Source organism: Microbacterium sp. KRD172 (assembly GCF_017168295.1).
GTDB lineage: Bacteria > Actinomycetota > Actinomycetes > Actinomycetales > Microbacteriaceae > Microbacterium > Microbacterium profundi.
Window position 1 is genome coordinate 2,685,301 of the sequence record NZ_JABFAS010000002.1, and the last position, 26,437, is coordinate 2,711,737.

19 protein-coding genes and 1 tRNA gene are annotated in these 26,437 nt (G+C 66.3%); 3 read left to right on the forward strand and 17 right to left on the reverse strand.

What is annotated here, in order from left to right; translation table 11 throughout:
* The 13 genes from J1M43_RS13280 to J1M43_RS13335 all read right to left on the reverse strand — a co-directional run.
* Positions 1-1,136: hypothetical protein (locus J1M43_RS13280; protein WP_206476983.1), on the reverse strand; the 1,136-nt coding region annotated here is incomplete at its 3' end.
* A gap of 95 nt (positions 1,137-1,231) precedes the next feature.
* The gene (locus tag J1M43_RS13285; RefSeq protein ID WP_206476984.1) at positions 1,232-2,029 is read right to left on the reverse strand and encodes an enoyl-CoA hydratase/isomerase family protein; all 798 of its coding nucleotides are present in this window, start codon (positions 2,027-2,029) and stop codon (positions 1,232-1,234) included.
* A 49-nt stretch (positions 2,030-2,078) separates the two neighbouring features.
* Positions 2,079-2,573, reverse strand: coding sequence for an FBP domain-containing protein (locus tag J1M43_RS13290; RefSeq protein WP_206476985.1), 495 nt, complete (start codon positions 2,571-2,573; stop codon positions 2,079-2,081).
* A 26-nt stretch (positions 2,574-2,599) separates the two neighbouring features.
* Entirely contained in the window at positions 2,600-2,812 is a 213-nt protein-coding gene (locus J1M43_RS16815; protein WP_241245235.1) for a hypothetical protein, read from the reverse strand.
* 53 nt (positions 2,813-2,865) lie between these two features.
* A complete protein-coding gene (locus J1M43_RS13295; RefSeq protein WP_241245236.1) occupies positions 2,866-3,471 on the reverse strand; it encodes a bile acid:sodium symporter family protein in 606 nt (201 codons plus the stop codon).
* Between the two features lie 350 nt (positions 3,472-3,821).
* Positions 3,822-3,903: transfer RNA gene (locus tag J1M43_RS13300), tRNA-Tyr, on the reverse strand.
* An 87-nt stretch (positions 3,904-3,990) separates the two neighbouring features.
* Positions 3,991-4,911 carry a PfkB family carbohydrate kinase gene (locus tag J1M43_RS13305; RefSeq protein WP_206476986.1) on the reverse strand — a complete coding sequence of 307 codons (921 nt, stop codon included), beginning with the start codon at positions 4,909-4,911 and terminating at the stop codon, positions 3,991-3,993.
* A 285-nt stretch (positions 4,912-5,196) separates the two neighbouring features.
* Positions 5,197-9,072, reverse strand: a complete 3,876-nt coding sequence (gene rpoC / locus J1M43_RS13310) for a DNA-directed RNA polymerase subunit beta' (protein WP_033105090.1) — start codon at positions 9,070-9,072, stop codon at positions 5,197-5,199.
* Between the two features lie 64 nt (positions 9,073-9,136).
* Complete coding sequence (locus J1M43_RS13315) at positions 9,137-12,631, reverse strand: DNA-directed RNA polymerase subunit beta (protein WP_206476987.1); 3,495 nt, start codon at positions 12,629-12,631, stop codon at positions 9,137-9,139.
* A 238-nt stretch (positions 12,632-12,869) separates the two neighbouring features.
* The gene (locus J1M43_RS13320) at positions 12,870-14,780 is read right to left on the reverse strand and encodes an ABC transporter ATP-binding protein (RefSeq protein ID WP_241245237.1); all 1,911 of its coding nucleotides are present in this window, start codon (positions 14,778-14,780) and stop codon (positions 12,870-12,872) included.
* Positions 14,781-14,808: 28 nt separating this feature from the next.
* Entirely contained in the window at positions 14,809-15,759 is a 951-nt protein-coding gene (locus J1M43_RS13325; protein ID WP_033105092.1) for an ABC transporter permease, read from the reverse strand.
* A complete protein-coding gene (locus J1M43_RS13330; protein WP_033105093.1) occupies positions 15,756-16,760 on the reverse strand; it encodes an ABC transporter permease in 1,005 nt (334 codons plus the stop codon). The genes J1M43_RS13325 and J1M43_RS13330 overlap by 4 nt, the downstream gene beginning before the upstream one ends.
* Before the next feature lie 91 nt (positions 16,761-16,851).
* The gene (locus J1M43_RS13335; RefSeq protein WP_033105094.1) at positions 16,852-18,525 is read right to left on the reverse strand and encodes an ABC transporter substrate-binding protein; all 1,674 of its coding nucleotides are present in this window, start codon (positions 18,523-18,525) and stop codon (positions 16,852-16,854) included.
* Positions 18,526-18,705: 180 nt separating this feature from the next.
* Here J1M43_RS13335 and J1M43_RS13340 point away from each other — a divergent pair, with 180 nt between their 5' ends.
* Positions 18,706-19,971 carry an LCP family protein gene (locus J1M43_RS13340; RefSeq protein ID WP_206476989.1) on the forward strand — a complete coding sequence of 422 codons (1,266 nt, stop codon included), beginning with the start codon at positions 18,706-18,708 and terminating at the stop codon, positions 19,969-19,971.
* 133 nt (positions 19,972-20,104) lie between these two features.
* On the opposite strand, the gene J1M43_RS13345 is transcribed toward J1M43_RS13340, so the two are convergent.
* From J1M43_RS13345 to J1M43_RS13360, 4 genes are read right to left on the reverse strand one after another with little or no spacing between them, the layout of a single operon-like run.
* A complete protein-coding gene (locus J1M43_RS13345) occupies positions 20,105-21,637 on the reverse strand; it encodes a glycoside hydrolase family 3 N-terminal domain-containing protein (RefSeq protein WP_206476990.1) in 1,533 nt (510 codons plus the stop codon).
* On the reverse strand, positions 21,634-22,470 hold the full coding sequence (locus tag J1M43_RS13350) for a carbohydrate ABC transporter permease (protein ID WP_033105097.1): 837 nt from the start codon (positions 22,468-22,470) through the stop codon (positions 21,634-21,636). Before J1M43_RS13350 ends, J1M43_RS13345 begins: the two co-directional genes overlap by 4 nt.
* A complete protein-coding gene (locus J1M43_RS13355; RefSeq protein WP_033105098.1) occupies positions 22,467-23,447 on the reverse strand; it encodes a carbohydrate ABC transporter permease in 981 nt (326 codons plus the stop codon). The genes J1M43_RS13350 and J1M43_RS13355 overlap by 4 nt, the downstream gene beginning before the upstream one ends.
* Before the next feature lie 23 nt (positions 23,448-23,470).
* Positions 23,471-24,757 carry a sugar ABC transporter substrate-binding protein gene (locus tag J1M43_RS13360; RefSeq protein WP_033106273.1) on the reverse strand — a complete coding sequence of 429 codons (1,287 nt, stop codon included), beginning with the start codon at positions 24,755-24,757 and terminating at the stop codon, positions 23,471-23,473.
* A 149-nt stretch (positions 24,758-24,906) separates the two neighbouring features.
* Here J1M43_RS13360 and J1M43_RS13365 point away from each other — a divergent pair, with 149 nt between their 5' ends.
* Together J1M43_RS13365 and J1M43_RS13370 are read left to right on the forward strand one after the other, a co-directional pair.
* A complete protein-coding gene (locus J1M43_RS13365) occupies positions 24,907-25,773 on the forward strand; it encodes a spermidine synthase (protein ID WP_206476991.1) in 867 nt (288 codons plus the stop codon).
* Positions 25,774-25,854: 81 nt separating this feature from the next.
* Entirely contained in the window at positions 25,855-26,382 is a 528-nt protein-coding gene (locus J1M43_RS13370) for a hypothetical protein (RefSeq protein WP_033105100.1), read from the forward strand.
* Positions 26,383-26,437: the final 55 nt, after the last annotated feature.

A 26,437-nucleotide genomic window follows, 5' to 3' on the forward strand; every position in this document is an offset into this window, starting at 1 on the left:
TCCGGAGCCGGCGGCGCATCCGGAGCCGGCGGTGCATCCGGAGCCGGCGGTGCATCCGGAGTCTGCGGTGCATCCGGAGACGGCGGCAGGTCGGGAACGGGCGGGACGTCGGGTGCCGGGGGAACGTTCAAAACGGACGTGTCGCCGGCGATGCCGTCGGGAGCGGCCGGCGCCCCGGCAGGCGGAACCGGCAGGCCATCGGGTCCGATCGGAGAATCAGGAGACGAGACGAACCCCTGCTGCGGAGGCGACGGCGTGTACGACTGCTCGTAGTACTGATTCGGTTCCAGGAACTGGCTCTGCTGAGCCGTCGGGTAACCGGTGTAGTAGGCGTTCCAGTCCGGCGAGCCGTCCTGCAGCACCGGAAGCGGCGTCACGCCGTCGGCATAGGTCGGCCACTGCTGCTGAATCGGCTGCTGTTGAGCGGGCTGCTGGACCGGTGCCGCAATCGCCGCGGCGGAGCCGTAGGTCTGAGGCGCGTAGTAGCCGGCGGGCGCCGCAGGCGCCTTCTTCGGAGCGAACAACGCGTTCAGCAGCGGGATCAGTGTCGTGCCGACCGCTGCGAGTATCGCGAGCGCGACGACGATGCGCCAGTAGAGGTCGCCGTAGCGGAAGGTGTCGGGGAGCGTGAGATAGATGATGAGCATCGCGACCAGCAGCACGAGAACCGCGATCGTCACGTAGTAGATGACCGTGGTGAACGTCGTGATGTAGCGCTTGACCGCAGGAGTGAACAGTCGCACGTGCAGCAGCGCGAGTTGCAGCACGCCGATCACGAGCAGCAGCATGAAGAAGCGCCCGACGCCACCGGCGTACTCCCCCGGCTCTTCCGGCAGCCAGATCTTGATGGCGCCGACCAGCAGCGCGACGATCCAGGTGATCATGCTCGCAAGGGCCAGCCAGTCCGGCCTCTTCGGCGCGAGACCCGCCTCGAGGATCGCGATCCCGGCGAATCCCGCGAGCAGCAGGATCGTCAGGAAGGCGCGGCCGACGATGCCGTCCTGATCGCCGATCAGCACCCACACCACGCAGACGAGCGCTGCCGCGATCAGCGCACCGATGGCGATCCAGATCGCCCCTCGGATCAACAGGGAGGCGTTCGTCTCCCCCTTGGTTTCCGTGCTGACCTCTGACATGGCGTTCCCCTCTTCGGCCGACTGCTCTCATCCTGCCACGCCGTGCGGCGCGCGCGCAGGGCTCGCCGCCGGCCTGTGGGCAACTCGCGCTGAACTCAGCGTGCCTTCTTCGCGGATGCTGCGGCGAACGCCGCGACGCGAGCCTTTGCATCCGGAGTCTCGAAAGCCGCGCCGATCGAACGTGCCTCTTCATCGAGCTGCTCGGCGAACGTGCGCTCGGGACGCGAGCGGACCAGCCGTTTCGCCTGCCCGTATGCGCCCGCGGCACCGGCGAGCCAGAAGCGTGCCACCTGCTCCGCGCGTTCGCGCACGCGATCGGCCTCGTCCGCAGCATCCGCACCGCTCACGACCTCGGCGACCAGGCCCCACTCCTGCGCTTCCTCCGCGCTCAAGAGGCGATCCTGCAGCACCAACTGCAGCGCGCGCCGCTGTCCCACGGCGGCGGCGAGCTGCGCAGATACCGAGAGGTCGGGGGTGAGGCCGATGTTCGCGTAGAGGCTGCCGATCTTGGACCGCCCGCCGACGACCGCGTAGTCGGAGCAGAGCAGGATGCCGAGGCCGCCGCCCGCCGTCGTACCGTGTGCTGCGGCGACCACCGGGATGGCCGACTGCGTGAGCGCACGGATGCCGACGTTGATCACTTCGGCGAGGTCGGCGATGTCGGATCCTGCGCCCATCGTGGTCGCCATGTCGAGCACGTCGCCGCCGGCGCAGAAGGCCGGACCGGAAGCATCCAGCAGGATCGCCTTGACGTCATCGCGCGAGGTCGCCTCGGTCGTGACATCGCGCCACGCGCGAGCGAGATCCGCGTTGAACGCGTTGAGACGTGTCGGACGATTCAGCGTCAGACGCGCCAATCCATCGTCGACCGAGAACAGGATGGGATCGCTCATGGCATCTCCTTCGAAGCACAGGGTGAAGTCGTCGCGCCCAGCGTATGACTCAGACCAGCGGGTCCAGAACTCGTTTGGCGAAACCCTCCATACGACGCCGTGTCCCGTCGAGGCGAACGTCAACCTGGCCGGGGACGCGGATCTCATTCGGGGCGAGCGGATGCGCGAGCCGCACGTTCTCATGACACGACAGATCGGCGCAGATGTAGGTGCCGACGCTGTCGCCACGGCGTCCGGCATCCCCCGCCCGGCGCGCGGAGAACAGGGCGACCTGATTGCCGGGCTGCATCGTGTGGCAGATGTTGCACATGCCCGTACGTGCAGGTCCGGGGTCGGTGGAGCGCAGTACGACGCCGACGAGGCGCCCGTCGATCTCGACGACGACGCATCCGCGCTTGCTCGACGCCGGATCGCGCCAGGCGAGGAAATCGTGGAAGTCCCAGTCGACGAGCACGAAGTCGTGCGGCATCTCGATGAGCCGCAACTCCTCCTCCGTGGCGTTGACGAACGCCCCGCGGACATCGGATTCGGTGAGCGCTCGCATCGAACCAGTCTATGAATGCCGCAGTGCTATGAGGCCATCGCGGTCTGCGGTTCGCGCTCGCGGATGAGAAAACCAAACGCGAACGCCACGAAGAACATCAGCACGCCGTAGACAGCGGCCGGCAGGCTGAGCTCCGTCGATCCGAGGACGCTCTGCGCGATGACGATCGCCAACGTCGCATTGTGGATGCCGATCTCGAACGAGGTGGCGATCGACTCCCGCTTGCCGATTTTCAGCATCCGCGGCACCCAGAACCCGATCGCGAGGCTGATGAGGCAGAACAGGATCGTGATCAGTGCCAGCCCTGCGAAGTTCGCCGCGAGGAGTTCCCAGTTGGATGCGACGGCTCCCGCGACACGACGACGAGGATGACGACGCTGGCGATGCGCACCGGCCGATCCATGCCATCGGCGAACTTCGGCCAGAACCGCCGGATGAGCATTCCGAGGGCGACCGGGAGCAGCACGATCGCGAACACCTCGAGTGCTTTCGCCCACTGCAGACCGAGTTGATCGTCGAACGGCTGGAAGTACATGATCGCGAAGTTCGTGATCAGCGGGAGCGTGATCACGGCGATCACCGAGTTCACCGCCGTCAGCGAGATGTTCAACGCGATGTCGCCGCGGAACAGGTGGCTGTAGAGGTTCGCCGTGGTGCCGCCGGGCGATGCGGCGAGCATCATCATGCCCACCGCGAGCACCGGTGGCAACTGAAACAGCAGGACGAGCCCGAAGCAGATCACCGGCAGAATGAGCAGCTGGCACACCAGAGCCACGAGCACGGCCTTGGGCTGCTTCAGCACACGCGTGAAGTCCGCGATGGTGAGGCTGAGGCCGAGACCCAGCATGATGATGCCGAGGGCGACCGGTAGTCCGATGGTGGTCAACGCTGATCCCATGGGGCTCAGTATGGCGGATGCCGTTGCTCGCTGTCGCCGGTATCGGCAGAAGCCGCGGGCCAGGACTTATTGCTTCCGTGGACTCGTCGAACGACCTGAGCAGGTGCACGACGTGCCCGACGGGTGCCTCGAGTTCCACGATTCGCCTCCGCTGTGCTCGATGTGCTCGATGTGCTCGATGCGCCCGATGCGCCCGATACGCTCGATACGCTCGATACGCCCGATGTGCTCGACATCGTAGAGTGTGAAGGTTGCGCGCAGAGTTCGCCTCGGTCGGAGCTCACCGCACCCCGCTCTGCTCGATGAATGACTGAAGGCCCCCGCTGCGCGGAGGCCCTTCAGTCATACGGTGGCGAGTGAGGGATTCGAACCCCCGAATGCGATGCAGTCTGATTTACAGTCAGATCCCTTTGGCCGCTTGGGTAACTCGCCAAGTGCACACCCGTCCAGCTTGTACAGCCAATCGGGGGCGCGAGTATCAAGCATACCCGCCAGAAGCGGGTGCAAGAAATCGGCAGTTCAGCTGCCGCGGACCCCGCGTTCGCCGTCCTCGAGCGACTCCGGTGTGCGCAGCAGCCCACCCTCCGCGCGGCAGGTTGCGGCGGCGACATCCATCGCTCGATCGAGCAGCTTCTGCCATTCCTCTACCGCCTCCGGACGGGCACCGACGAGTCCCTCCGCCACGGCGGAGAGCGTCGCATCCCCCGCCCCGACCGTGTCGATCACTGGTCCGGGAAGGCTGGCGATCGGAGCGGTGAGGATGCCGGCATCCGCCTCGAGGATCGCACCATCCTTACCGGCCGTCGCCAGCACAGCGTCGGCTCCCAGCGCACGCAGCCGGGCACGCAACGCATCGAGATCGCCGTCGTACAGCAGCGCGGCGTCGTCGGCTCCGACCTTCACTATCGCGGCACCTGCGACGAGCCGCTCGAACCCGCGCACGAACTCGTCGCGGTCGCTGAGCATGCCGGAGCGCGGATTCGGGTCGATCGCCACCCTGACGCCCGCCAGGGCATCGGCGACAGCATCCACCTCGGCGGGCACGTCGAACGGGAAGCAGCTGATCACCGCGAGATCGGCGTCGGCGAGCACCGCGCGCGCCTCGTCTCCGTAGCGGATGCTGCGCCCCTGAGCCGCCTCATTGAAGACGTACGTCGGCTCGCCGCCGGCATCGCGCTGCACGACCGCGCGCGACGACCCGAGCGGAGCGTCACTGGAGATCAGGCTCACGTCGTGATCGGCAAGGTACTCGCGGATGTGGGCACCGGCCTCGTCATCGCCGACCATCGCGATGAGCGTCGTGGGCACGCCGAGCCGGCGGAGTCCGACGGCGACGTTCAACGCCGCGCCACCGACCAGTTCGCGCACTCCTCCGCTGTCATGGATCTCGTCGATCAACGCATCGCCGATGACGACGGCGCTGGGGGTGCTCTGCTGCATCCTGCCATTCTCGCGTATCCCGCCGCGGCTCGTTGCTGCGCGAGTGGGCGCGACTGGGCGGGAGGTGGCGGGATTGGCCGCCTGCGACCTGTGGAGACGGCACAACGCGCCACCTCCTCGCCAGGTGCACGACGCACCGCCGCGCGAGGTGTCGCGAAGTGCCGCCAAAAACGGTCCCACGCGGCACCAAGCGCCACCTCCCGCACGGGCTCCGGCCACCACCCGCTCAGGTACGAAGAAAGCCCCAGGGCGAACCCTGGGGCTTTCTTCAGTGGGCTAGAACACTCAGTTGTAGGTACCGGGCGTCACGTCATCCGTCGAGAACGCGTCGAAGTCGACGTAACCGAAGTCGCCCTCGGCGTACGCGCCGTCGGATGCGAAGATCCGGTTCGGGTAGCGCTCGCTCTTGGCTTCCTCAGTCGCCTCGACAGTGACATCGCGGTACTTCGCGAGGCCGGTGCCGGCGGGGATGAGCTTACCGATGATGACGTTCTCCTTGAGACCGACCAGCGGGTCGCGCTTGCCCTGCATGGCAGCCTCGGTGAGCACGCGGGTCGTCTCCTGGAACGACGCAGCCGACAGCCACGACTCGGTCGCAAGCGACGCCTTCGTGATACCCATCAGCTCCGAACGGCCGGAGGCCGGACGCTTGCCCTCGGCAACCGTCTCGCGGTTGATCGCCTGGTAGCGCTTGAGGTCGACCATCTCACCCGGGAGCAGGTTCGTGTCGGCGTGATCGACGACCGTGACCTTGCGGAGCATCTGACGGACGATGACCTCGATGTGCTTGTCGTGGATCGGCACACCCTGCGAGCGGTACACGCCCTGGACGCCGCCGACGAGGTAACGCTGCACCTCGCGAGCACCCATGACGCGCATGACCTCCTTGGGGTCGAGCGTGCCCACCAGGATCGGCTGACCGACCGTGACGTGCTGGCCGTCCTCGACGAGAAGCGTCGCACGCTTCAGCACCGGGTAGATGACCTCCTCATCGCCGTTGTCGGGCGTGAGGATGACCTTCTTGGCCTTGTCGGTCTCGTCGATCGTGATGCGGCCATCGGCCTCGGCGATCGGCGATGCGCCCTTCGGCGTACGAGCCTCGAAGAGCTCCTGCACACGGGGCAGACCCTGGGTGATGTCGTCCGCCGATGCCGAACCACCGGTGTGGAACGTACGCATCGTCAGCTGGGTACCGGGCTCACCGATCGACTGCGCCGCGATGATGCCGACGGCCTCGCCGATGTCGACGGTCTTACCCGTCGCCAGCGAACGGCCGTAGCACTGCGCGCAGACGCCGACAGCCGAGTCGCAGGTCAGCACGGAGCGCACCTTGATGGTGTCGACACCGAGCTCGACGAGCTTGTCGATCAGAACGTCTCCGACGTCGTCACCGGCAGAGGCGAGGATCTCGCCCTTGCTGTCGACCACGTCAGCGGCCAGCGTACGAGCGAACACCGAGTTCTCGACGTTCGCATCGCGCACGAGGTCACCCTGCGAGTTCGGAGCGGCGATCGGGAGCTCGAGGCCCTTCGACGTGCCGCAGTCCTCTTCGCGGATGATGACGTCCTGCGAGACATCCACCAGACGACGGGTCAGGTAACCCGAGTCGGCGGTACGCAGAGCGGTGTCAGCCAGACCCTTACGGGTACCGTGCGTCGCGATGAAGTACTCCGCCACCGACAGACCCTCACGGTAGGAGGAGATGATCGGACGCGGGATGATCTCACCCTTGGGGTTGTTCACCAGACCACGCATACCCGCGATGTTGCGGATCTGCAGCCAGTTACCACGAGCACCGGAGGACACCATGCGGTTGATGGTGTTGTCCTCAGGGAAGTTCTCGCGCATCGCGACCTGAACCTCATCTGTCGCCTCGGTCCAGATCTTGATGAGCTCCTGACGACGCTCGGCGTCGGTGGTGAGACCCTTCTCGTACTGGGACTGGACCTTCGCGGCCAGCTTCTCGTGCTTGGCGACGATCTCCTTCTTGTTCGGAGGCGTGAGCACGTCGCTCAGCGCCACCGTCACACCGGAGCGCGTGGCCCAATAGAAGCCGGCATCCTTGATGCGGTCCAGCGTCGCCGCCGTCTCGACCTTCGGGTACTCCTCGGCCAGCTTGTTGACGATCTGCGACAGCTTGCCCTTGTCGGCAGGCTCACGCACGAAGGGGTAGCCCTTCGGGAGCGTGGCGTTGAAGATCGCCTGTCCGAGCGATGCGTCGACGAGGTGGTGACGCTCGTAGCCCTCAGGCGCTTCGCCCTCGAGGAACGTCAGACCCGGGATGCGGATGCGGACCTTCGCCTGCAGGTCGAGGGTGCCCTCGTCCTTGGCGAGGATCGCCTCGGATACAGAGCCGAATGCACGGCCCTCGCCCTTCGCGCCGGCCTTGACCACCGTGAGGTGGTGCAGGCCGATGATCATGTCCTGCGAAGGCAGGGTGACCGGACGGCCGTCGGACGGCTTCAGGATGTTGTTCGACGCGAGCATCAGCACGCGGGCCTCGGCCTGAGCCTCGACCGACAGCGGCAGGTGCACAGCCATCTGGTCACCATCGAAGTCGGCGTTGAATGCGGCACACACCAGCGGGTGGAGCTGGATGGCCTTGCCCTCGACGAGCTGAGGCTCGAAGGCCTGGATTCCCAGACGGTGAAGCGTGGGCGCACGGTTCAGCAGCACCGGGCGCTCGCGGATGATCTCCTCGAGCACGTCCCACACCTCGGGACGCATGCGCTCGACGGAGCGCTTCGCGGCCTTGATGTTCTGCGAGTGACCGAGGTCGATCAGACGCTTGATCACGAACGGCTTGAACAGCTCGATCGCCATCGTCTTGGGAAGACCGCACTGGTGCAACTGCAGCTGCGGACCGACCACGATGACCGAACGGCCCGAGTAGTCGACGCGCTTGCCGAGCAGGTTCTGGCGGAAACGACCCTGCTTGCCCTTCAGCATGTCGCTGAGGGACTTGAGGGCGCGGTTGCCGGTACCGGTGACGGGGCGACCACGGCGACCGTTGTCGAACAGCGCGTCGACGGCCTCCTGCAGCATGCGCTTCTCGTTGTTGACGATGATCTCGGGGGCACCGAGGTCGATCAGACGGCGAAGACGGTTGTTGCGGTTGATCACACGACGGTAGAGGTCGTTGAGGTCGGACGTGGCGAAGCGGCCACCGTCGAGCTGCACCATCGGGCGCAGCTCCGGCGGGATGACCGGAACGACGTCGAGAACCATGGATGCCGGGCTCATGCCGGTCTCCAGGAACGAGCTGACGACCTTCAGGCGCTTGATCGCACGGATCTTGCGCTGGCCCTTGCCCTCGGAGATCTGCAGGCGCAGGTTCTCCGCCTCGGTCTTCAGGTCGAACGCTGCCAGGCGACGCTGGATCGACTCCGCACCCATGTGGGCCTCGAAGTACTGACCGAACCGGTCCTGCAGCTCGTGGAACACGTCGTCCTCTGGGCGAAGCGCGCCGACCTGAAGCGTACGGAAGTCTTCCCACACGCGCTCGAGCTTGGCGATCTGCTCGTCGTGGCCCTTGCGGAGGAGAGTCATCTCCTTCTCGGCGGCGTCCTTGACCTTCTTCTTCGCGTCGGCCTTGGCGCCCTCAGCCTCAAGGGCTGCGAGGTCCTCTTCCAGACGCGAGAGGCGCTCCGCGATCTTCGAGTCGCGGCGGTCCCCGAGCGTCTTCAGCTCGAGGCGGATGTTGTTCTCCTGCGTGGCCAGGTCGCGGTGACGAGCATCCTCATCGACTGAGATGACCATGTAGGCAGCGAAGTAGATGACCTTCTCGAGGTCCTTCGGAGCCATGTCCAGCAGGTATCCGAGGCGCGACGGAACGCCCTTGAAGTACCAGATGTGGGTGACGGGCGCGGCGAGCTCGATGTGGCCCATGCGCTCGCGACGGACGGAGCTCTTGGTGACCTCCACGCCGCAGCGCTCGCACACGATGCCCTTGAAGCGGACGCGCTTGTACTTACCGCAGGCGCACTCCCAGTCGCGGGAGGGTCCGAAGATCTGCTCTCCGAAGAGGCCGTCCTTCTCGGGCTTGAGCGTGCGGTAGTTGATGGTTTCGGGCTTCTTGACCTCACCGTATGACCAACCGCGGATGTCGTCAGCGGTGGCCAGGCCGATGCGAAGCTCATCGAAGGTGTTTGACTCGAGCACTAGTTCTCCTGTGTCTCAATAAATATTTAGGGACCCGGTCCCTGAGCTTGTCGAAGGGTGCGCGTCAGATCTCGTCGATCGAGGCGGACTCGAATCGGCTGGAGATGTTGATACCGAGCTCTTCCGCTGCGCGGAATGCCTCGTCATCGGTGTCGCGGAGGTTGACCGTCGTGCCGTCCGCCGAGAGGACCTCGACGTTCAGGCAGAGCGACTGCATCTCCTTCATGAGCACCTTGAACGACTCGGGGATGCCTGGCTCCTGGATGTTCTCGCCCTTGACGATCGCCTCGTAGACCTTGACACGGCCGAGGATGTCGTCGGACTTGATCGTGAGGAGCTCCTGGAGGGCGTACGCGGCGCCATAAGCCTCAAGCGCCCACACCTCCATCTCACCGAAGCGCTGTCCACCGAACTGCGCCTTACCACCGAGCGGCTGCTGGGTGATCATCGAGTACGGACCCGTCGAACGCGCGTGGATCTTGTCGTCGACCAGGTGGTGCAGCTTCAGGATGTACATGTAGCCCACCGAGATCGGCGCCGGGAACGGCTCACCGGAGCGGCCGTCGAACAGCTGCGTCTTTCCGGTCGAGTCGATCAGGCGGTCGCCGTCGCGCGTCGGCAGCGTCGAGTCGAGGAGACCTGCGATCTCCTGCTCTTCCGCACCGTCGAACACCGGGGTCGCGACCTTGGTGCCAGGGGCAGCCTCGAACGCGTCCTTCGGCAGGTTCGCAGCCCACTCCGGCTTGCCCTCGACCTTCCAGCCCTGCTTGGCGATCCACCCGAGGTGGGTCTCCAGGACCTGGCCGAAGTTCATTCGACCGGGGATTCCGAGCGGGTTCAGGACGATGTCGACCGGGGTGCCGTCCGGAAGGAACGGCATGTCCTCGATCGGCAGGATCTTGGCGATGACACCCTTGTTGCCGTGGCGGCCGGCGAGCTTGTCGCCCTCGGTGATCTTTCGCTTCTGGGCGATGTAGACCACGACGCGGCGGTTGACGCCGGAGCCGAGCTCGTCGTCACCGTCTTCGGCGTTGAACTCCTTGACCGCGATGATCGTGCCCTGCTCACCGTGCGGCACCTTCAGCGAGGTGTCACGGACTTCGCGGCTCTTCTCGTTGAAGATCGCGCGGAGCAGACGCTCCTCGGCCGACAACTCGGTCTCGCCCTTCGGCGTGACCTTGCCGACGAGGATGTCGCCGGGGCGGACCTCGGCGCCGATGCGGATGATGCCGCGCTCGTCGAGATCCTTCAGCAGCTCAGGGCTGACGTTGGGGAGGTCACGGGTGATCTCCTCCTTGCCGAGCTTCGTGTCGCGGGAGTCGACCTCGTACTCCTCGATGTGAATCGAGGAGAGGGTGTCGTCCTTCACGAGGTCCTGGCTGAGGATGATCGCATCCTCGAAGTTGTAGCCCTCCCATGTCATGAACGCGACCAGCAGGTTCTTGCCGAGCGCGAGCTCACCGTTCTGGGTGGCCGGGCCATCGGCGATGACCTCGTTGACCTCGACACGCTCGCCGGCCGAGACGAGAACCTTCTGGTTGTAGGAGGTTCCCTGGTTCGAGCGGTCGAACTTGCGGAGGTAGTACTCCTTGGTGCCGCCCTCATCGAGCTGGAGCACGACGCGGTCTGCGGACACCTCGATGACCACACCGGCCTTCTCGGCGCTGATGACGTCGCCGGCGTCGATGGCCGCGTAGCCCTCCATACCGGTTCCGACCAGCGGCGAGTCGCTGCGCAGCAGCGGCACAGCCTGGCGCTGCATGTTGGCGCCCATGAGCGCGCGCTGGGCGTCATCGTGCTCGAGGAACGGCACGAGCGAGGTCGCGACCGACACCATCTGGCGCGGCGACACGTCCATGTAGCCGATCTCCGTCGGCGCGAACAGGTCGACCTCGCCGCCGGGGCGGCGAGCCAGGACGCGCTCTTCGCGGAAGTGACCGTCGGCCTTGAGCGGCGCGTTGGCCTGAGCGACGATGAAGTCGTTCTCCTCGGAGGCGGTCAGGTAGTCGATGTCATCGGTGACCTGGCCGTCGACGACGCGACGGTACGGGGTCTCGATGAAACCGAAGGAGTTGATGCGCGCGAACGTGGCGAGCGAGCCGATCAGACCGATGTTCGGGCCTTCAGGAGTCTCGATCGGGCACATGCGGCCGTAGTGCGACGGGTGAACGTCACGGACCTCGACACCTGCGCGGTCACGGGACAGACCGCCGGGGCCCAGCGCCGAGAGGCGGCGCTTGTGGGTCAGACCCGCGAGCGGGTTGTTCTGGTCCATGAACTGCGACAGCTGCGACGTTCCGAAGAACTCCTTGATCGCGGCGACGACGGGGCGCACGTTGATCAGGGTCTGCGGAGTGATCGCCTCGATGTCCTGCGTGGTCATGCGCTCGCGGACGACGCGCTCCATACGGGAAAGACCCGTGCGGACCTGGTTCTGGATGAGCTCGCCGACGGCGCGGATGCGACGGTTGCCGAAGTTGTCGATGTCATCGGTCGACATGCGGATCTCGGCCTTCTTGCCGCCGCGGAGACCCTCGAAGGTCTCATCGCCACGGTGCAGACGCACGAGGTACTTGATGGTCGCGACGATGTCCTCGATGGTCAGCACCGAGGAGTCCAGGGGCTGGTTCAGGCCCAGCTTCTGGTTGATCTTGTAGCGACCGACCTTCGCGAGGTCGTAGCGCTTCGCGTTGAAGTAGAAGTTGTCCAGCAGCGCGCGGGCGGCCTCGGCGGCGACCTGCTCGCCCGGACGGAGCTTGCGGTAGATGTCGCGCAGCGCGTCTTCCTTGGTGAGGATCGTGTCCTTCGCCAGGGTCTCCTCGATGGAGGGGTAGCCGGCGAACTCGACGAGGATCTCCTCGCTGGTCATGCCCAGCGCCTTGAGGAAGACCGTGACGGACTGCTTGCGCTTGCGGTCGATGCGCACGCCGACCTGGTCGCGCTTGTCGATCTCGAACTCGAGCCATGCACCACGGCTCGGGATGACGCGAGCGGAGACGATGTCCTTGTCGGAGGTCTTGTCGGGGCTCTTGTCGAAGTAGACACCCGGCGAGCGCACCAGCTGGGACACGACGACACGCTCGGTGCCGTTGATGATGAAGGTTCCGCGGCTGGTCTGCAGCGGGAAGTCACCCATGAAGACGGTCTGAGTCTTGATCTCACCGGTCTGGTGGTTCATGAACTCGGCCTCGACGTAGAGCGGAGCCGCGTAGGTCTTGCCACGCTCCTTGCACTCGTCGATCGAGTACTTCTCAGGCTCGAGGTACGGGTTCGTGAAACTCAGCTGCATCGTCTCGCTGAGGTCTTCGATCGGAGAGATCTCCTCGAAGATCTCCTCCAGACCGCTGAACTCGTTGAGATCCTTGCGACCGGCCTTCTTGCCTTCTGCGACACGAGCCTTCCAGGCGTCGTTGCCGACGAGCCAGTCGAAGGACTCCGTCTGCAGCGCGAGAAGGTCAGGGACCGTCAGCGTGTCGGAGATCTTGGCGAACGAAAGACGGGAAGCTCCGCGTCCGTTCTTGTTGGTGGTGGATGTGGATGCGTTGCGAGCAGCAGCCAAGGGAATAACCTCCGTGAGCCCCGCAGGGCTTCTCGATTCCTTTGTCGTCAGGTGGAGTGCGCACTCAATTGCTCAACATCTGCCGACCACCATATGAGGGCAGGGAGAACCGAGGCGCAAAGAACAACTATACGTCCGATTTCACGACATGGCAAGCTGAATCCTTGACCAATTCCGGATGCTGCGGTAAAAGCATCCGGATCGACAGCCCCGCGCTCGTCCGCGGGGGCAGCGCGGGTCAGGCGATGCCCAGTTCGTTGCCCGGGATCGAGGCCAGAAGGCGACGGGTGTACGGGTCGCGCGGGTTCGTGAAGATCTCCTCGCTCGTCGCAGCCTCCACGAGAGCGCCGTCCTTCATCACGCAGACGTAGTCGCTGATCAGGCGCACGACCGCGAGGTCGTGCGAGATGAACAGGTAGCTGAGCCCGTACTCGCGCTGCAGATCACCGAGCAGTCGGAGGATCTGATCCTGCACCAGAACGTCGAGCGCCGAGACCGGCTCGTCGCACACGATCAGATCGGGCGAGAGCGCCAGCGCCCTTGCGATCGCGACGCGCTGACGCTGACCGCCGGACAGCTCGGACGGATACCGCCTGAGCATCGACTGCGGCAGCGCGACGTCATCGAGCAGTTGCCGCACGCGCTTGCGGCGATCGGCGCTGCTGCCTCGTCGGTAGAACTCCAGCGGCTCGGCGATCAGGCGTTCGATCGTGAACATCGGGTTCAGGCTCGAATACGGATCCTGGAAGATCGGCTGCACCCGCTGACGGAAGTCGCGCGTCTCCGCGCGGCTGAGCGTGGACACGTCCTTGCCCTCGAACCTGATCAGTCCGCTGGTCGGCTCGATCAGCTTCAGCAGCATCCGTGCCGTCGTGGTCTTGCCGGAGCCGGACTCCCCCACGATCGCGACGGTCTCGCCGCGCGGGATCACGAGCGACACATCCTTCACCGCGACGAAATCCTCGCCTCGGCCCCGCACCGGATACACCTTCGTGAGGTTCTCGAACTCGACGATGTTGTCGGATGCTGTGGCGGATGCTGAGGTCTCGGATGCTGCGGTCTCGGATGCTGCGGACGAGGGGGTCGTTTCGACGCGCTCCGCTTGCTCAACGCGTTTCGTCTCGCTTCGCTCGCTCAACGACCCGTCAGCGGAGTCGCCCCCCACGGGTCGTTGAGCGGAGTCGCCCCCCACGGGTCGTTGAGCGGAGTCGCCCCCCACGGGTCGTTGAGCGGAGTCGCCCCCCACGGGGCGTTGAGCGGAGGCGGCGGAGCCGTCGGAGACGAAACGGGGTGAGCGACCGAAGGGAGTCGAAGCCTTTCCGTCCGACTTCACGAACGTCTCTGGCCGCAGGCGCGCGACGGCGACAGACGGCGCGGCCGCGACGAGCGACTTCGTGTACGGATGCTGCGGGTCCTCGAGGATCTGCTTCGCATCGCCCTGTTCGACGACCTTGCCGCGGTGCATCACGATCACGCGCTCCGCACGCTCTGCGGCAAGCCCCAGATCGTGCGTGATCAACAGCACGGCCGTGCCGAGCTCACGCGTCATCGCACCGATCTGATCGAGGATCGTCTGCTGCACGGTGACGTCCAGCGCGCTGGTCGGCTCGTCCGCGATCAGCAGGCGCGGCTTGCAGGCGAGACCGATCGCGATCAGCGCGCGCTGTCGCATGCCGCCGGAGAACTCGTGCGGATACTGCTTGGCGCGCTTCGCCGCGTCGGGCAGACCTGCGGCCTCGAGCGCCTCGACGACCTTCGCGGAGACGTTCTGCCGGTTGGCGAGGCCGTGCGCGAGCAGCGTCTCGGCGACCTGCGTGCCGATCTTCGCGACCGGATTGAGGTTAGACATCGGGTCCTGCGGCACGAGCCCGATGTGGCGTCCGCGGATCGTGCGCATCTCGTGCTCCGGAGCCTTCGAGATCTCCCGACCGTCGAGACGGATGCTGCCGGAGGCGATGCGTCCGCCACCGGCGAGGAGGCCGATGATCGCCATCGCGGTCGTCGACTTGCCCGACCCGGACTCCCCCACGATCGCGACGGTCTCGCCCTCGGAGATCTCGAGGTCGACGCCCTCGACGGCGTGCACGACGCCGTCGGTGGTGTTGAAGTCGACGGCCAGGCCTTCGACCGACAGCAGCGGAGTGCTCATCTTCGGTTCCTTGGTGATATCGGCCATCTCAGCGCGCCCTCGTCCTCGGGTCCATCGACTCTCTCAGCGCTTCACCGAACAGCGTGAAGCCGAGAGCGGTGACCGCGATGCAGATGCCGGGGAAGAACGCCAGCCATGGCGCGATCGCGAGCTCGCTCTGCGCGTAGGTCAGCATCCGCCCCCACTCGGCGGTCTCGGGGCGTCCGCCGCCGAGGCCGAGGAACGAGAGCGCTGCCGCGTCGATCACGGCCGTCGCGAGCGTCAGAGTGCCCTGAACGATGACAGGGCCGATCGCGTTCGGCAGCACGTGCGACATCGTGATGCGCCCTCGTCCGAGTCCGAGCGTCTGCGCCGAGAGCACGTAGTCGCTCGAGCGCTGCTGCAGCATCGACGCGCGAAGCAGGCGCGCGAAGATCGGCACCTGCGACGCACCGATCGCGATCATCACCGCGTACGGGGTCTGGCCGAGGATCGCCGCGATCGAGACTGCGAGCAGCAGGTTCGGCACCGACAGGATGATGTCGACGATGCGCATGATGACCGTGTCGACCCAGCCGCCGAACGTGCCGGCGACGAGTCCGAGGATCATGCCGCCGACCAGGCCCATCGCGGTCGAGATGACACCGACCATGAGAGAGGCCTGTGCACCCCAGATGAGCTTGGACAGCACGTCGCCGCCGAAGCGGTCGAGTCCGAGCGGGAACTCCGCGAGTTCACCGGGGCCGGGAATGTTCGTCGGTGTGATGAACTTCGCGCCGGGCAGCGCGGTCTCGGGATACGGCGCGAGGATCGGGGCGAGCGCCGCGACGAGCAGGAACAGCAGCACGATCACGGCGCCGATCCAGGCTGTCGGGCTGTGGCGCAGGCGCCGGAAGACGTCCTGCCAGAAGCCGCCGCCGGCATCCTTCAGATCGGTCTGGGCGAGCGAGACCGTGTCGATGATCTCGCCACCCTGCGCGGGGGGAAGGGGAATGCTCATTGGACCCTCACTCTCGGGTCGATCAGGCTGTAGGAGACATCCACCGCGAGGTTGATCAGCGCGTACGCGATCGCAATGAAGATGATGAAGCCCTGCAGCACGGGGAAGTCACGCGTGAAGATCGCCCTGGCGAGGAACGATCCGATACCCGGATAGGCGAACACGGTCTCTGTCAGCACCGCTCCGGAGATCAGCAGACCGGTCTGCAGACCGATCGTGGTGACGACGGGGAGCAGGGCGTTGCGCAGGATGAACCGCCCTCGCAGCGTCGAATTGGCGACGCCCTTCGCCCGACCGGTGCGCACGTAGTCGGCGTTCTGCACTTCGAGGACGCTGGCCCTCGTGATGCGCACGATGATCGCGAGCGGGATCGTGCCGAGCGCGAGCGCGGGGAGGATCAGGTGCAGGATCGCATCCCACGACGCGTCGAACTCGCCCGTGATGATGCCGTCCCACACGTAGAACCCGGTCGGGTGGGTGGCGTCGATCCTCGGATTCTGCCTGCCGTCGGCCGGAAGCCAGCCCAGCTGCACCGCGAAGATGTATTTGAGGATGAACGCGAGGAAGAACACCGGGATCGTGATGCCGACCAGGCTCAGAATGACGGCGGCATGATCGCTGAACCTGCCGTGCCGCCTCGCGGCCCAGTAGCCGAGCGGGACGCCGATGCCGATCGCGATGATCAGCGCTGCGATCGACAGTTCGATCGTCGCGGGGAAGCGCCGGAAGAACTCCTCCAGCACCGGGCGGTTGGTCTGGATGGATGTGCCGAAGTCGCCCTGCAGCAGTCGTCCGATCCAGACGAAGTACTGCTCGATGAGGGGCCTGTCGAATCCGTAGAGCTTGTTGACCCGTTCGATCGCGTCGGGGGTGGCCTTCTCTCCGAGAAGCGCCACGGCCGGCCCGCCGGGTAGGGCCCTGACCCAGGCGAAGAGCAGGATGCTCAGGCCGAAGAGGGTGGGGATGAGGAACAGCAGTCGCCTGCCGATGGTGCGCAGCAAGAAGTACTCCCAGCTTTTCAGGTGCGGCGTCGCCCTGTTCCGGTCCCTTCGACAGGCTCAGGGACCGGAACAGGTGACGCCGCGTGAACCCTTACTTGGTGAGGACGATGTCCGTGAAGACCTCGTCGTTCACCGGGCTGGCGGGGTAGCTCTCGACCCGTGAGTCGAATGCCAGCGTGGGAGCGGGGTGCGCGAGCGGGACGCCGGGGATGAACTCGGCGACCATCTCGTTGATGTCCTCGTACAGCGGAGTCTGCTCATCGAGATCGGCGACACCGCGCGCCTCGTCCAACGCCGCGAACAGCTCGGGGTTGTCGAAGCCCCACTCCGAGCTCTGCGCGCCGAAGAAGACTCCGACGAAGTTGTCGGTGTCGTTGTAGTCGCCCGTCCAGCCGAGCAGGTGGATGCCGTGGTCCGCGGTGCCGGTGGTGCGGTCGAGGTATTCGACCCACTCCTCGGCGACCGGTGTGGTCTCCACGCCCGCCTCAGCGAGCTGCGACGAGAGCACGGTGAAGATCTGCTCGGGGTCGGGCATGTACGGACGCGAGACGTTGACCGGGTAGTTGAAGTCCAGCTTCAGCGGGTTGGACTCGTCGTAGCCGGCCTCGGCCAGCAGCGCCTTCGCCTTGTCGACGTCGTACTCGTAGGTGGTGACGTCGTCGTTGTAGCCGTTGACGACCTCGGGGATGAACTGCGTCGCCTTCTGCGTGCCCTCCGGGAGCACCTGGCTGATCAGCGCATCCTTGTCGATCGCGTACGACAGCGCCTCGCGCACCTTCGGGTCCTGAAGCGCAGGGACCTGCTGGTTGAACGCCAGGTACAGGATCGTGAACGGAGGACGCGGGACCATCGTGAAGCCGTCTTCTTCGAGTGCTGCCGTATCGGCGGGGCCGACCAAGTCGTAGCCGTCGATGTCGCCGGCCTCGAGGGACTGACGACGAGCGGTCGGGTCATCGATCGTACGGAAGATGATCTCCTCGATCTGCCCCTTGTCGCCCCAGTAGTCGGGGTAGGACTTCAGCGTGACCTGCTCACCGGGTGCCCACTCCTCGAACTGGAACGGTCCGGTGCCGACCGGGTTGCCCATGGCGTACTCGGAGAGCGCAGGCGCCTCGGCCGAGCCGCCGACCTCATCTGCCGCGAACTCCTGCATGGCCGCGGGGCTCTGCATGGCGAACGCCGGCAGCGAGAGTGCCGGGATGAACCCGGCGAACGGCTTGTTCAGCTCGACAGTGACGCTGTAATCGCCCTCTGGCGTGCACGACTTGTACACCGCGTCGGCGGCGTTGGATGCGTAGCCCTTGAACAGCTTGTTGTAGTAGTAGCCGAACGCCTCGGATGCTGCGAGGCCGGTCCAGTTGTACCAGCGGTCGAAGTTGACGCAGACGGCCTCGGCGTTGAACGGAGTACCGTCCTGGAACGTGACGTCCTCCTTCAGCGCGAAGGTGTACGACAGGTTGTCCTCGGATGGCTCCCAGGACTCGGCGAGCAGCGGGGCGGGGTCCGCCGTACCCGGCTCGGTGCCGACGAGACCCTCGAAGATCTGGCGAGAGATGCGGAACGTCTCGCCGTCCTGCGCGAAGGCAGGGTCGAGGCCGGCCGGGTCGGACGATGCCGCGAAGACGAACGTGCTGTCGACGTCGCCCTGTGCGGCTCCTGAGTCGTCGCCGCGGTCGCTGGCGACGCAACCCGCGAGCAGCATCGCTGCGATCGCGGTGCCGGTGACGGCGATCAGCCCTCGCCGACGCATGGATGTGTGGTGCATGCTGTGTACCTTCCCTGTTGGGGCGCTTCATTGCGCGTGCCGAGGCGTCGATGCCGCGATACACGTGATGCATCGACGTTACCCAGCACGCTCCTGGAATCCAAACGCATCCATGTTGCGATCCGGTATCAGCTGCGTAACGGCCCCGTGTTAGCGTCAGGCAGGATCGGAGGACTACGGATGAAGAAGGTGCCTGATGCACTCCACCGCTCGACGGTCGCTCGCCATGCGACGCTGCCTTCACCCAGCCGGACATCGACCGGCCTGAAGCTGCTGGGCGCCGCGCTCGGCGCCGTACTGGTCGCGGCGATCGGCGTCGGCGCGTTCATCACGATCGACCTCGCCACACGCGCGACGGCGGATGCCGTCGGCCTCGAGGGAGCCCCCGAGATCGCGCCACCCGCCCTCGGCGAGTTTCCCGGCCCATTCGATGTGCTCGTGCTCGGCACCGACGAGTGCGGGCCGATCTCGGACCAGTGGCTCGGCGCGCGCTGCGAGGAGGCCGATGGCGGCATCCTGAACGACGCGAACCTGCTCGTGCACGTTTCCGAGAACCCGCGCCGGGTGACGGTCGTCTCGTTCCCCCGCGACCTGATGGTCGACGTGCCAGAGTGCACACGCGAGGACGGCACCGTGGCAGAGGCGCAGGGAACACAGTCGCTCAACACCGTGTACGAGCGCGCCGGGCTGTCGTGCGTCGCGCAGACCATCACCCAGCTCACCGAGGTGAAGATCGGCTTCGCCGCCAAACTCAGCTTCGACGGCGTGATCCAGATGACCGATGCGATCGGCGGCGTCGAGGTGTGCATCGCCGAGCCGGGGATCAGCGACACTCAGACCGGCATCGACTGGCCGGCGGGTATCCGAAACGTGAAAGGACTCGAGGCCCTGCAGTTCCTGCGCACGCGGCACGGGGTCGGTGACGGAAGCGATCTCGCGCGCATCTCGAACCAGCAGCAGTACATGTCGCGCCTGGCGAGGAAGATCCTCAGCGATGAGGTGCTCAGCGACCCGTCCAAGGTGCTGCGCCTGGCGAGCACAGTGGCGGAGAACATCGTGCCGAGCGAATCCCTCTCGAATCCGCTGAGACTCGGGCAGCTCGCTCTCGCGGTCAAGGACGTGCCGTTCGACGACTTCGTGTTCGTGCAGTATCCGAGCTTCACCGATCCGAACGACCCCGACAAGGTCGTACCGGACTACGACTCCGCCGCTGCATTGTGGGACGCTCTCGCCGCCAATCAGTCGCTGGAGCTGACCGGCGGGGCGAGCCCCAACGGGGGCGTGGAGCAAGTGACACCCTCCGAGCCCGCTCCGGAGGAGCCCGCTCCGGACGGCACCGCAGCCCCAGAGGACACGGCAGCGCCGGACGATCGGGCGACGCTGCCGCCCGAGGTCTCCGGAACGAATGTCGGGCAGGACACCTGCTCTGCGGGCAACCTCAACTGAGGTCTCAGGATCGGGATGCCGCCGTGACAGCCGTTCGCGAGGTGTCTCTTCGTGCCGCGTTGGCGCCGGGGAGGCGGCACGAAGCGCCACCTCCCACGCAGTAGTCCTTCGGGCGGGCGCGATCCGTGCCGCGTCAGCGCCCGAGCAGCAGGTCGCGGGCGGCCTCGGCACCGACACGGCTGGCGGCAGCGACCTCGACGATCGGAAGGGACAGCGGATGCCGGGCCGGCAGGCCCACGTTGACCACGACGGCGTCCGCGTCACGGACGGACGCGAGCTCGACGAGCGCGCGCTGCGCATCGGCGACGTCTGGGCGGTCGATCAGCAGGACGAGTCGCCCATCGGATGCGATGGCCGCGTTCAGGGCAGCATCGCGTTCCTCATCCGTCGCGCGGTCGACGTCCAGACGCACGCGGAAGCCGTCGCCGGCGAGTCCGTCCGCGACGTACGAGGCCGCACTGTCGACCGCGAGCGTCGAGCGCCGACGCGCGTCGATGACGGACAGGACGGATGCCGCGGCATCCGGCGTCGCGTGCGACGCGCCTGTTGAGTCTGCGACACGCAATGCGCGGCGCACGATCTCGGAAGCATCGTAGGTCGCAGTGTCGGACTCGTCGTCGGCGCCACGGGGCGCATGCTCGACGGTTCCGGCGCGCTTCGCCGCCAGCATCCGCACCCGATCGCGCGCCTGCTCGACGCGCTCGCGCGGCAGAGTGCCGTCGCGCAGCGCGGCGACGACCGCCTCGCGCGCAGTGAGATAGTCGCGCTCATCCTGATCGGCGTGGGCAGCAGAGCCCGGGTTGGTCGGGTTGCCGATGCACAGCAGGTCGGCGCCTGCGGCCAGCGCCTGCACCGCTGCGCCACCGATGCCGACGGACTCGCGGACGGCTGCCATGTCGAGCGCGTCCGTGATGATGACGCCCTCGAATCCCATCTCTCGCAGGCGCCCCAGCACCGTGGGGCTCAGGGTCGCCGGCCTCTCGCCCCACGCGGGGACGACGATGTGCGCGGTCATGAGCGAGTCCACGCCCGCAGCGATCGCGGCGCGGAACGGCTCGAGGTGCACGTCCTCGATCTCGGCCGGATCCAGCGTGATCACGGGCAGCGCGTGGTGCGAGTCGAGATGGGTGTCGCCGTGGCCGGGGAAGTGTTTCACGCACGCGGCCACTCCCCCGTGCTGCAGGCCCTCGACCGTGGCCACGACGTGGCGCGAGACGAGCGCGGCATCCGCCCCGAACGCACGCACCCCGATCACGGGGTTGCGCGGGTCGGTGTTCACGTCGGCGACGGGGCCGAGCACGACGTTGATGCCGGCCGCCCGCGCGCGGCGAGCAAGCTCTGCTCCGGTGGCCGCCGTCGCGGCGACGTCGTCGACGATGCCGAGCTGTGCGGCTCCGGGGAGCGTCGATCCGGTCGCGACCTCGAGCCGGGTGACGCTGCCGCCCTCTTCGTCGATGCCGATCAGCGCGTGCGGATTCGCCGCACGGATCCGGGCGCTCAGCTCGGGAAGTTCCGCCGAGATGTTCTGGCCGAAGTACACGACGCCCGCGAGGTCGTCCTCGAGTGCTGCGAGCAGCCACGCCGGAGCGCCGTCGCCTTCGAGGCTCGTCCCGAAGAACCCCGGCCACAGCACGCTGTTGGCGAGGCGGGTGAGTTCGTCCGTCATCCCTTCACCGCTCCCGCGACCATGCCGCTGGCGAGCCGGCGCTGCACGATCACGAAGAAGATCATGACCGGGATCGTGATGATCGTAGAGGCGGCCATGATGCTGCCCCAGTCGTTGGAGTACAGGCCGAAGAACGACTTCAGACCGATCGCGACCGTGTACTGGTCGCTCGCGCCGCCGAGCATCGTCATCGCGAAGATGAACTCGTTCCACGCCGTGATGAAACTGAAGATGCTCGTCGCCACGAGGCCGGGCATCACCAGCGGCAGCAGCACGGAGCGGAACATGCGCCACCAGCTCGCGCCATCGATGTACGCCGCCTCCTCCAGCTCGACCGGGACCGCCGCGACGAAGCCGCGCAGCATCCAGATGCCGAACGCGAGCGAGAGCGCGACGTACACGATCATCAGACCGATGATGCTGTTGAGCAGGCCGAGGCTCTTCACCTGCAGGAACAGCGGGATGACCAGCGCTTCGAGCGGCACCATCTGCACCACGAGGATCATCATCAGGATCGTGGTGCGGAACTTGAACTTGAACCGCGCCACCGCGACGGCGGCGAGCAGGCAGACCAGGGCGCTGACGAGCACCGTCACGAGCGCGACGATCGCGGAGTTGCGGAGGAAGACGCCGAATCCACCCTCGGTGAGCACGAAGGCGAAGTGGTCGAAGGTGAGCTCTTCGGGGAAGAACGATCGACCACCGCTGGAGGCGTTCTTGTCGAAGGCGCTGGAGATCATCCAGTACACCGGGAAGAGGGTGAAGATCAGGACTGCGGCGACGGCGACGCCGATTCCGACCTTCGACAGGACGGACTTGTTGTTCGGATTCACAGTTCGTCCTCCTTCATGAGCGAGCGGATGTACACGATCGTGATGCCGATCAGCGCCAGTGTCAGCAGCACCGCGAGGGCTGCGCCGAAACCGTAGCGGTTCTGGCCGAACGACTCGACGTACGACCAGACGCCGAGGTTGAGCACTGAGCGATTCGAGCCGGAGCCGCCCGGCATCAGATACACCTGCGCGAACACCTTGAAGTCCCAGATGGTCGACAGGATGATCACCACCGAGAACACCGGACGCAGAGTCGGGAAGATGATGCCCCAGAAGCGGCGCCAGGCGCCGGCACCGTCGAGGGCTGCGGCCTCGAGCATCTCCTTGGAGACGCCGAGCAGGCCTGCGAGCACGGTGATCGCGACGAACGGGAAGCCGTGGTGCACGACGTTCAGCAGCACGATCGCGTAGAAGGACCACTGATTCGTGAACCAGTTCACCGAGTCGTCGATGAGGCCGAGGCTGCGCAGCACGTCGTTGAAGACGCCGCGATCGGCGTCGAAGATGAAGGTCCACACGTAGGTGCCTGTGACTGCCGGCATCGCCCACGCGATCATGATGCAACTGGAGACGATCAGGCGCCAGGTCGTGCCGAGCCGCTGCAGCAGCAGCGCCACGAGTGTGCCGACGGTCACCGTGGTGAACACGGCGACGGCCGCGAAGCCGACGGTGTTCGGCAGGACGACGATCCACAGAGTGGGGTCGGTCAGCGCCTCGACATAGTTGTCGAAGCCGATGAAATTGCTCTCCCCTGTGTTGATCTCCCGCAGCCCGTAGTCCTGCAGCGAGTAGATGAAGACCTGCACCAGCGGCCACAGCATGAGCCCTGCGAGGATCGCGAGCCCGGGGGCGAGGAGCAGCCAAGGACGGGCCTTGGCGATGGAGAGGAACCGATTTGATCGGCGGCCACCGGCCACGGAGGCGGGGGTGTTCCCCGCCTCCGTGGGTGTCGGCAGCGGTGCGTGCACCGTCGACATGGAGGGTATTGCCTAACTGGTCGTTACTGGTTGAGCAGCTCGGTCATCTCGGCTGCGGCATCCTTCGTCGCCGTGGCGACGTCCTTCTGCCCGCTGAGGATCGACTGGATCATCGCATTGGTGGTCTTCTTCGCCTGGACGGCTCCGAAGTTCGGGGTCACCGGCACGGACGCGCCGCCATCGACCATCTGCTCGGCGAACGGTGCGACCAGCGGGTCGGTCGAGGCGAGAGCCGCTTCCATCGCCGAGGCGACACCCGGGAAGTAGCCGGTCTGCTCAGCCCACTGCTCGGCGTACTCGCCCGTGGTCATGAACTTGACGAACTCCCACGCGAGGTCGGCGTTCTTGGTGGTGTTGAAGATCGACAGGTGCGATCCACCGAGCACCGACGGGGCGATGCCGCCGTCTTCACCGGGGATGACCGCTGCGCCGAGCTTGCCCTCGAGGTCGGGGTTCGTCTCGATGAGCGCGTTGGGCGTCCACGAACCGGACAGCATCATCGCGACGTTGCCCTGCGTGAACGCGTCACGGATGTCGGTCTCCTTCCAGGTGGTGGCACCCGCGGAGGAGAAGCCGTACTTCGTGGCCAAGTCGGTGTAGAACTGGATTCCTGCCTGCGACTTCTCACTGTCCAGTTCGCTCGTCCACTCGCCGCCGTCCACCGTGGCGATCTCGCCGCCGGCGCCCCAGACCCACGGATACACGAAGAACTCGGAGTCGCCGGCGACCGGGAATGCGAGCATCTCGGGGTACGCGGCCTTGATGGCCTCTCCGGCGGTGACGATGTCATCCCACGTCTTCGGCGCCTCGAGTCCCAGCTCTTCGAAGATGTCGGCGCGGTAGACGATCGAGCGCACACCCGCGTACCACGGCATGCCGTAGAGCTCTTCTTCGTAGGTGCCGGCGACTTCGAGGCCCTCGACCAGGTCGTCGCGCAGGCCGTCTTCGGCGTCGACGTACTCGTCGATCGGAACGAGCGCACCGGCGTCGGCGAACTCCGCCGTCCAGGTGGTGCCGGTCTCGGCGATGTCGGGGGTCGTGCCGCCGGCGATCGAGGTCACGAAGCGTTCGTGGGCATCTGCCCACTGCACCTCTTCGAACTCGACGGTCGCGCCGGTCTCCTCCTTGAACGCCGAGGAGACCTCGTCGAGGAACGCGGTGGAGTCGGGGTTGGTGCCCTGCATGATCCAGACGCTGAGGGTCTGGTCCTCACCGTCGGCTGAGCCAGTGTCCGTGCCGCCCGAACACGCGGCGAGGCCCAGTGCTGCCGTGACGCCCAGCGCCACGATGGGAAGAATGCGCTTCTTCATCTGGTGAATCTCCTCATTGAAAAGTGCCTCGGCGCACAACGGTTGCATGCCGATCAGTAAAAAGTATTCACCACTAACAAAATGCCTGCAACTTGTGCGAGCGATCGTCATAGACCTGTAACACGCCCGTCCCGCATAGGCTCGGGGGCATGGGACGGACACGAGCTCGGGATGCCGAACACCCCGAGGCGCGCCTCGACCACGGCGGGATCGCCCGGGTGATCCCCTCGGAGTTCACGACCGGCTTCGAGCTGATCGTCGACGACACCCCGCAGTCCCACGTCGACCTCGACGACCCCACGCACCTGCATTTCGAGTACGTCGTGCGCATGGGTGCAGTGATCGATCAGCTGACCTCGGCGGGTGCACCGTTGACCGCCGTGCACCTCGGCGCCGGCGCGCTGACCGTCCCCCGCTACATCGAGGCCACCAGACCGGGCTCGCGTCAACAGGTGATCGAATTGGAAGCGCCGCTGGCCGCTCTCGTGCGCGAGCACCTGCCGCTGCCTCGCGGGGCGTCGATCCGCATTCGGATCGGGGATGCGCGCGCTGGTGTTCCGAAACTGCCGCCCGCGCTCACCGGCGCCTGCGACCTCGTCGTCTCGGACGTCTACTCCGGCGCGCAGACGCCCGCCCATCTGACCAGCGTGGAGTTCTATCGCGAGGTGTCAGAGCTCCTCGCCCCGGCCGGAGTGCTGCTCGTCAACGTCGCCGACGGTCCTGGGCTCGCGTTCGCGCGACGGCAGGTCACCACGATCGCGCACGTGCTCCCCGAGGTCGCGCTGCTCGCCGACACTCAGGTGCTGAAGGGCCGCCGGTTCGGGAATCTGGTGATCGCGGCATCCGCTTCTCCCCTGCCGACCGCATGGCTGCCGCGGATGCTGGCGGCCGGCCCCCACCCGGCGAAGATCGCGCAGGATGGCGAGGTCACCGCCTTCGCGAAAGGTGCGCGGATCGTCACGGATGCGGATGCTGTGGCCTCCCCGAAGCCGGACGCGTCGATCTTCCTGCGCTGAAATCGCACTCCGGGGCGTGCCGCCGGCTCGTCTGCTGATCCGACAGGCAGACTGGAGCGAGGCGCTGCGGAGGGAGAGCACATGGGTTACATCAAGGGTTACGATCCAGAGACTCTTCGTGAGCTGATCGATAAGGTCGAGTGCGCAGAACGACTGGTCGAGATCGAGTCGCAGCGCAGCCTGCCGGCGCTGCTCGAGAGGGTCTGGCTGCTCAAGGTGCTCGATCAGCTCGACGACGCGCTGAAGCTCTCGGATGAATCCGTGCGAGTGGCGCGGATGGCCGGCACGCGCAAGGACGTTCTTCGCGCACGCGTGCTGCACGCGACGATCCTGCAGTACCGCGGGGCGCACGCCGCAGCCGAACAGGAACTGGCGACCTGCGCATCCGAGGCCGAAGGGCAGGGGTGGGCGTCGATCGCGGCGTTCGCGCACCAGCACCACGGCAAGAACGCGTACGACGCCGGTGACTTCGAGCAGGCCCGCACGAGCTTCAAGCAGGCGCTCTTCCTGCGTCGGGAGGCCGGCGCAGCGGATGCCGAGCTCGAGGTCGCTCTGCTCGCGATCGACGCCGCGGAGAAGCGGCGCACGGGGCAGCTCGTCGGGAGCTGACCTGCACGGTCGCTGAGCCTGTCGAAGCGTCCGGCATCCCCATTGTCGGCGGGAT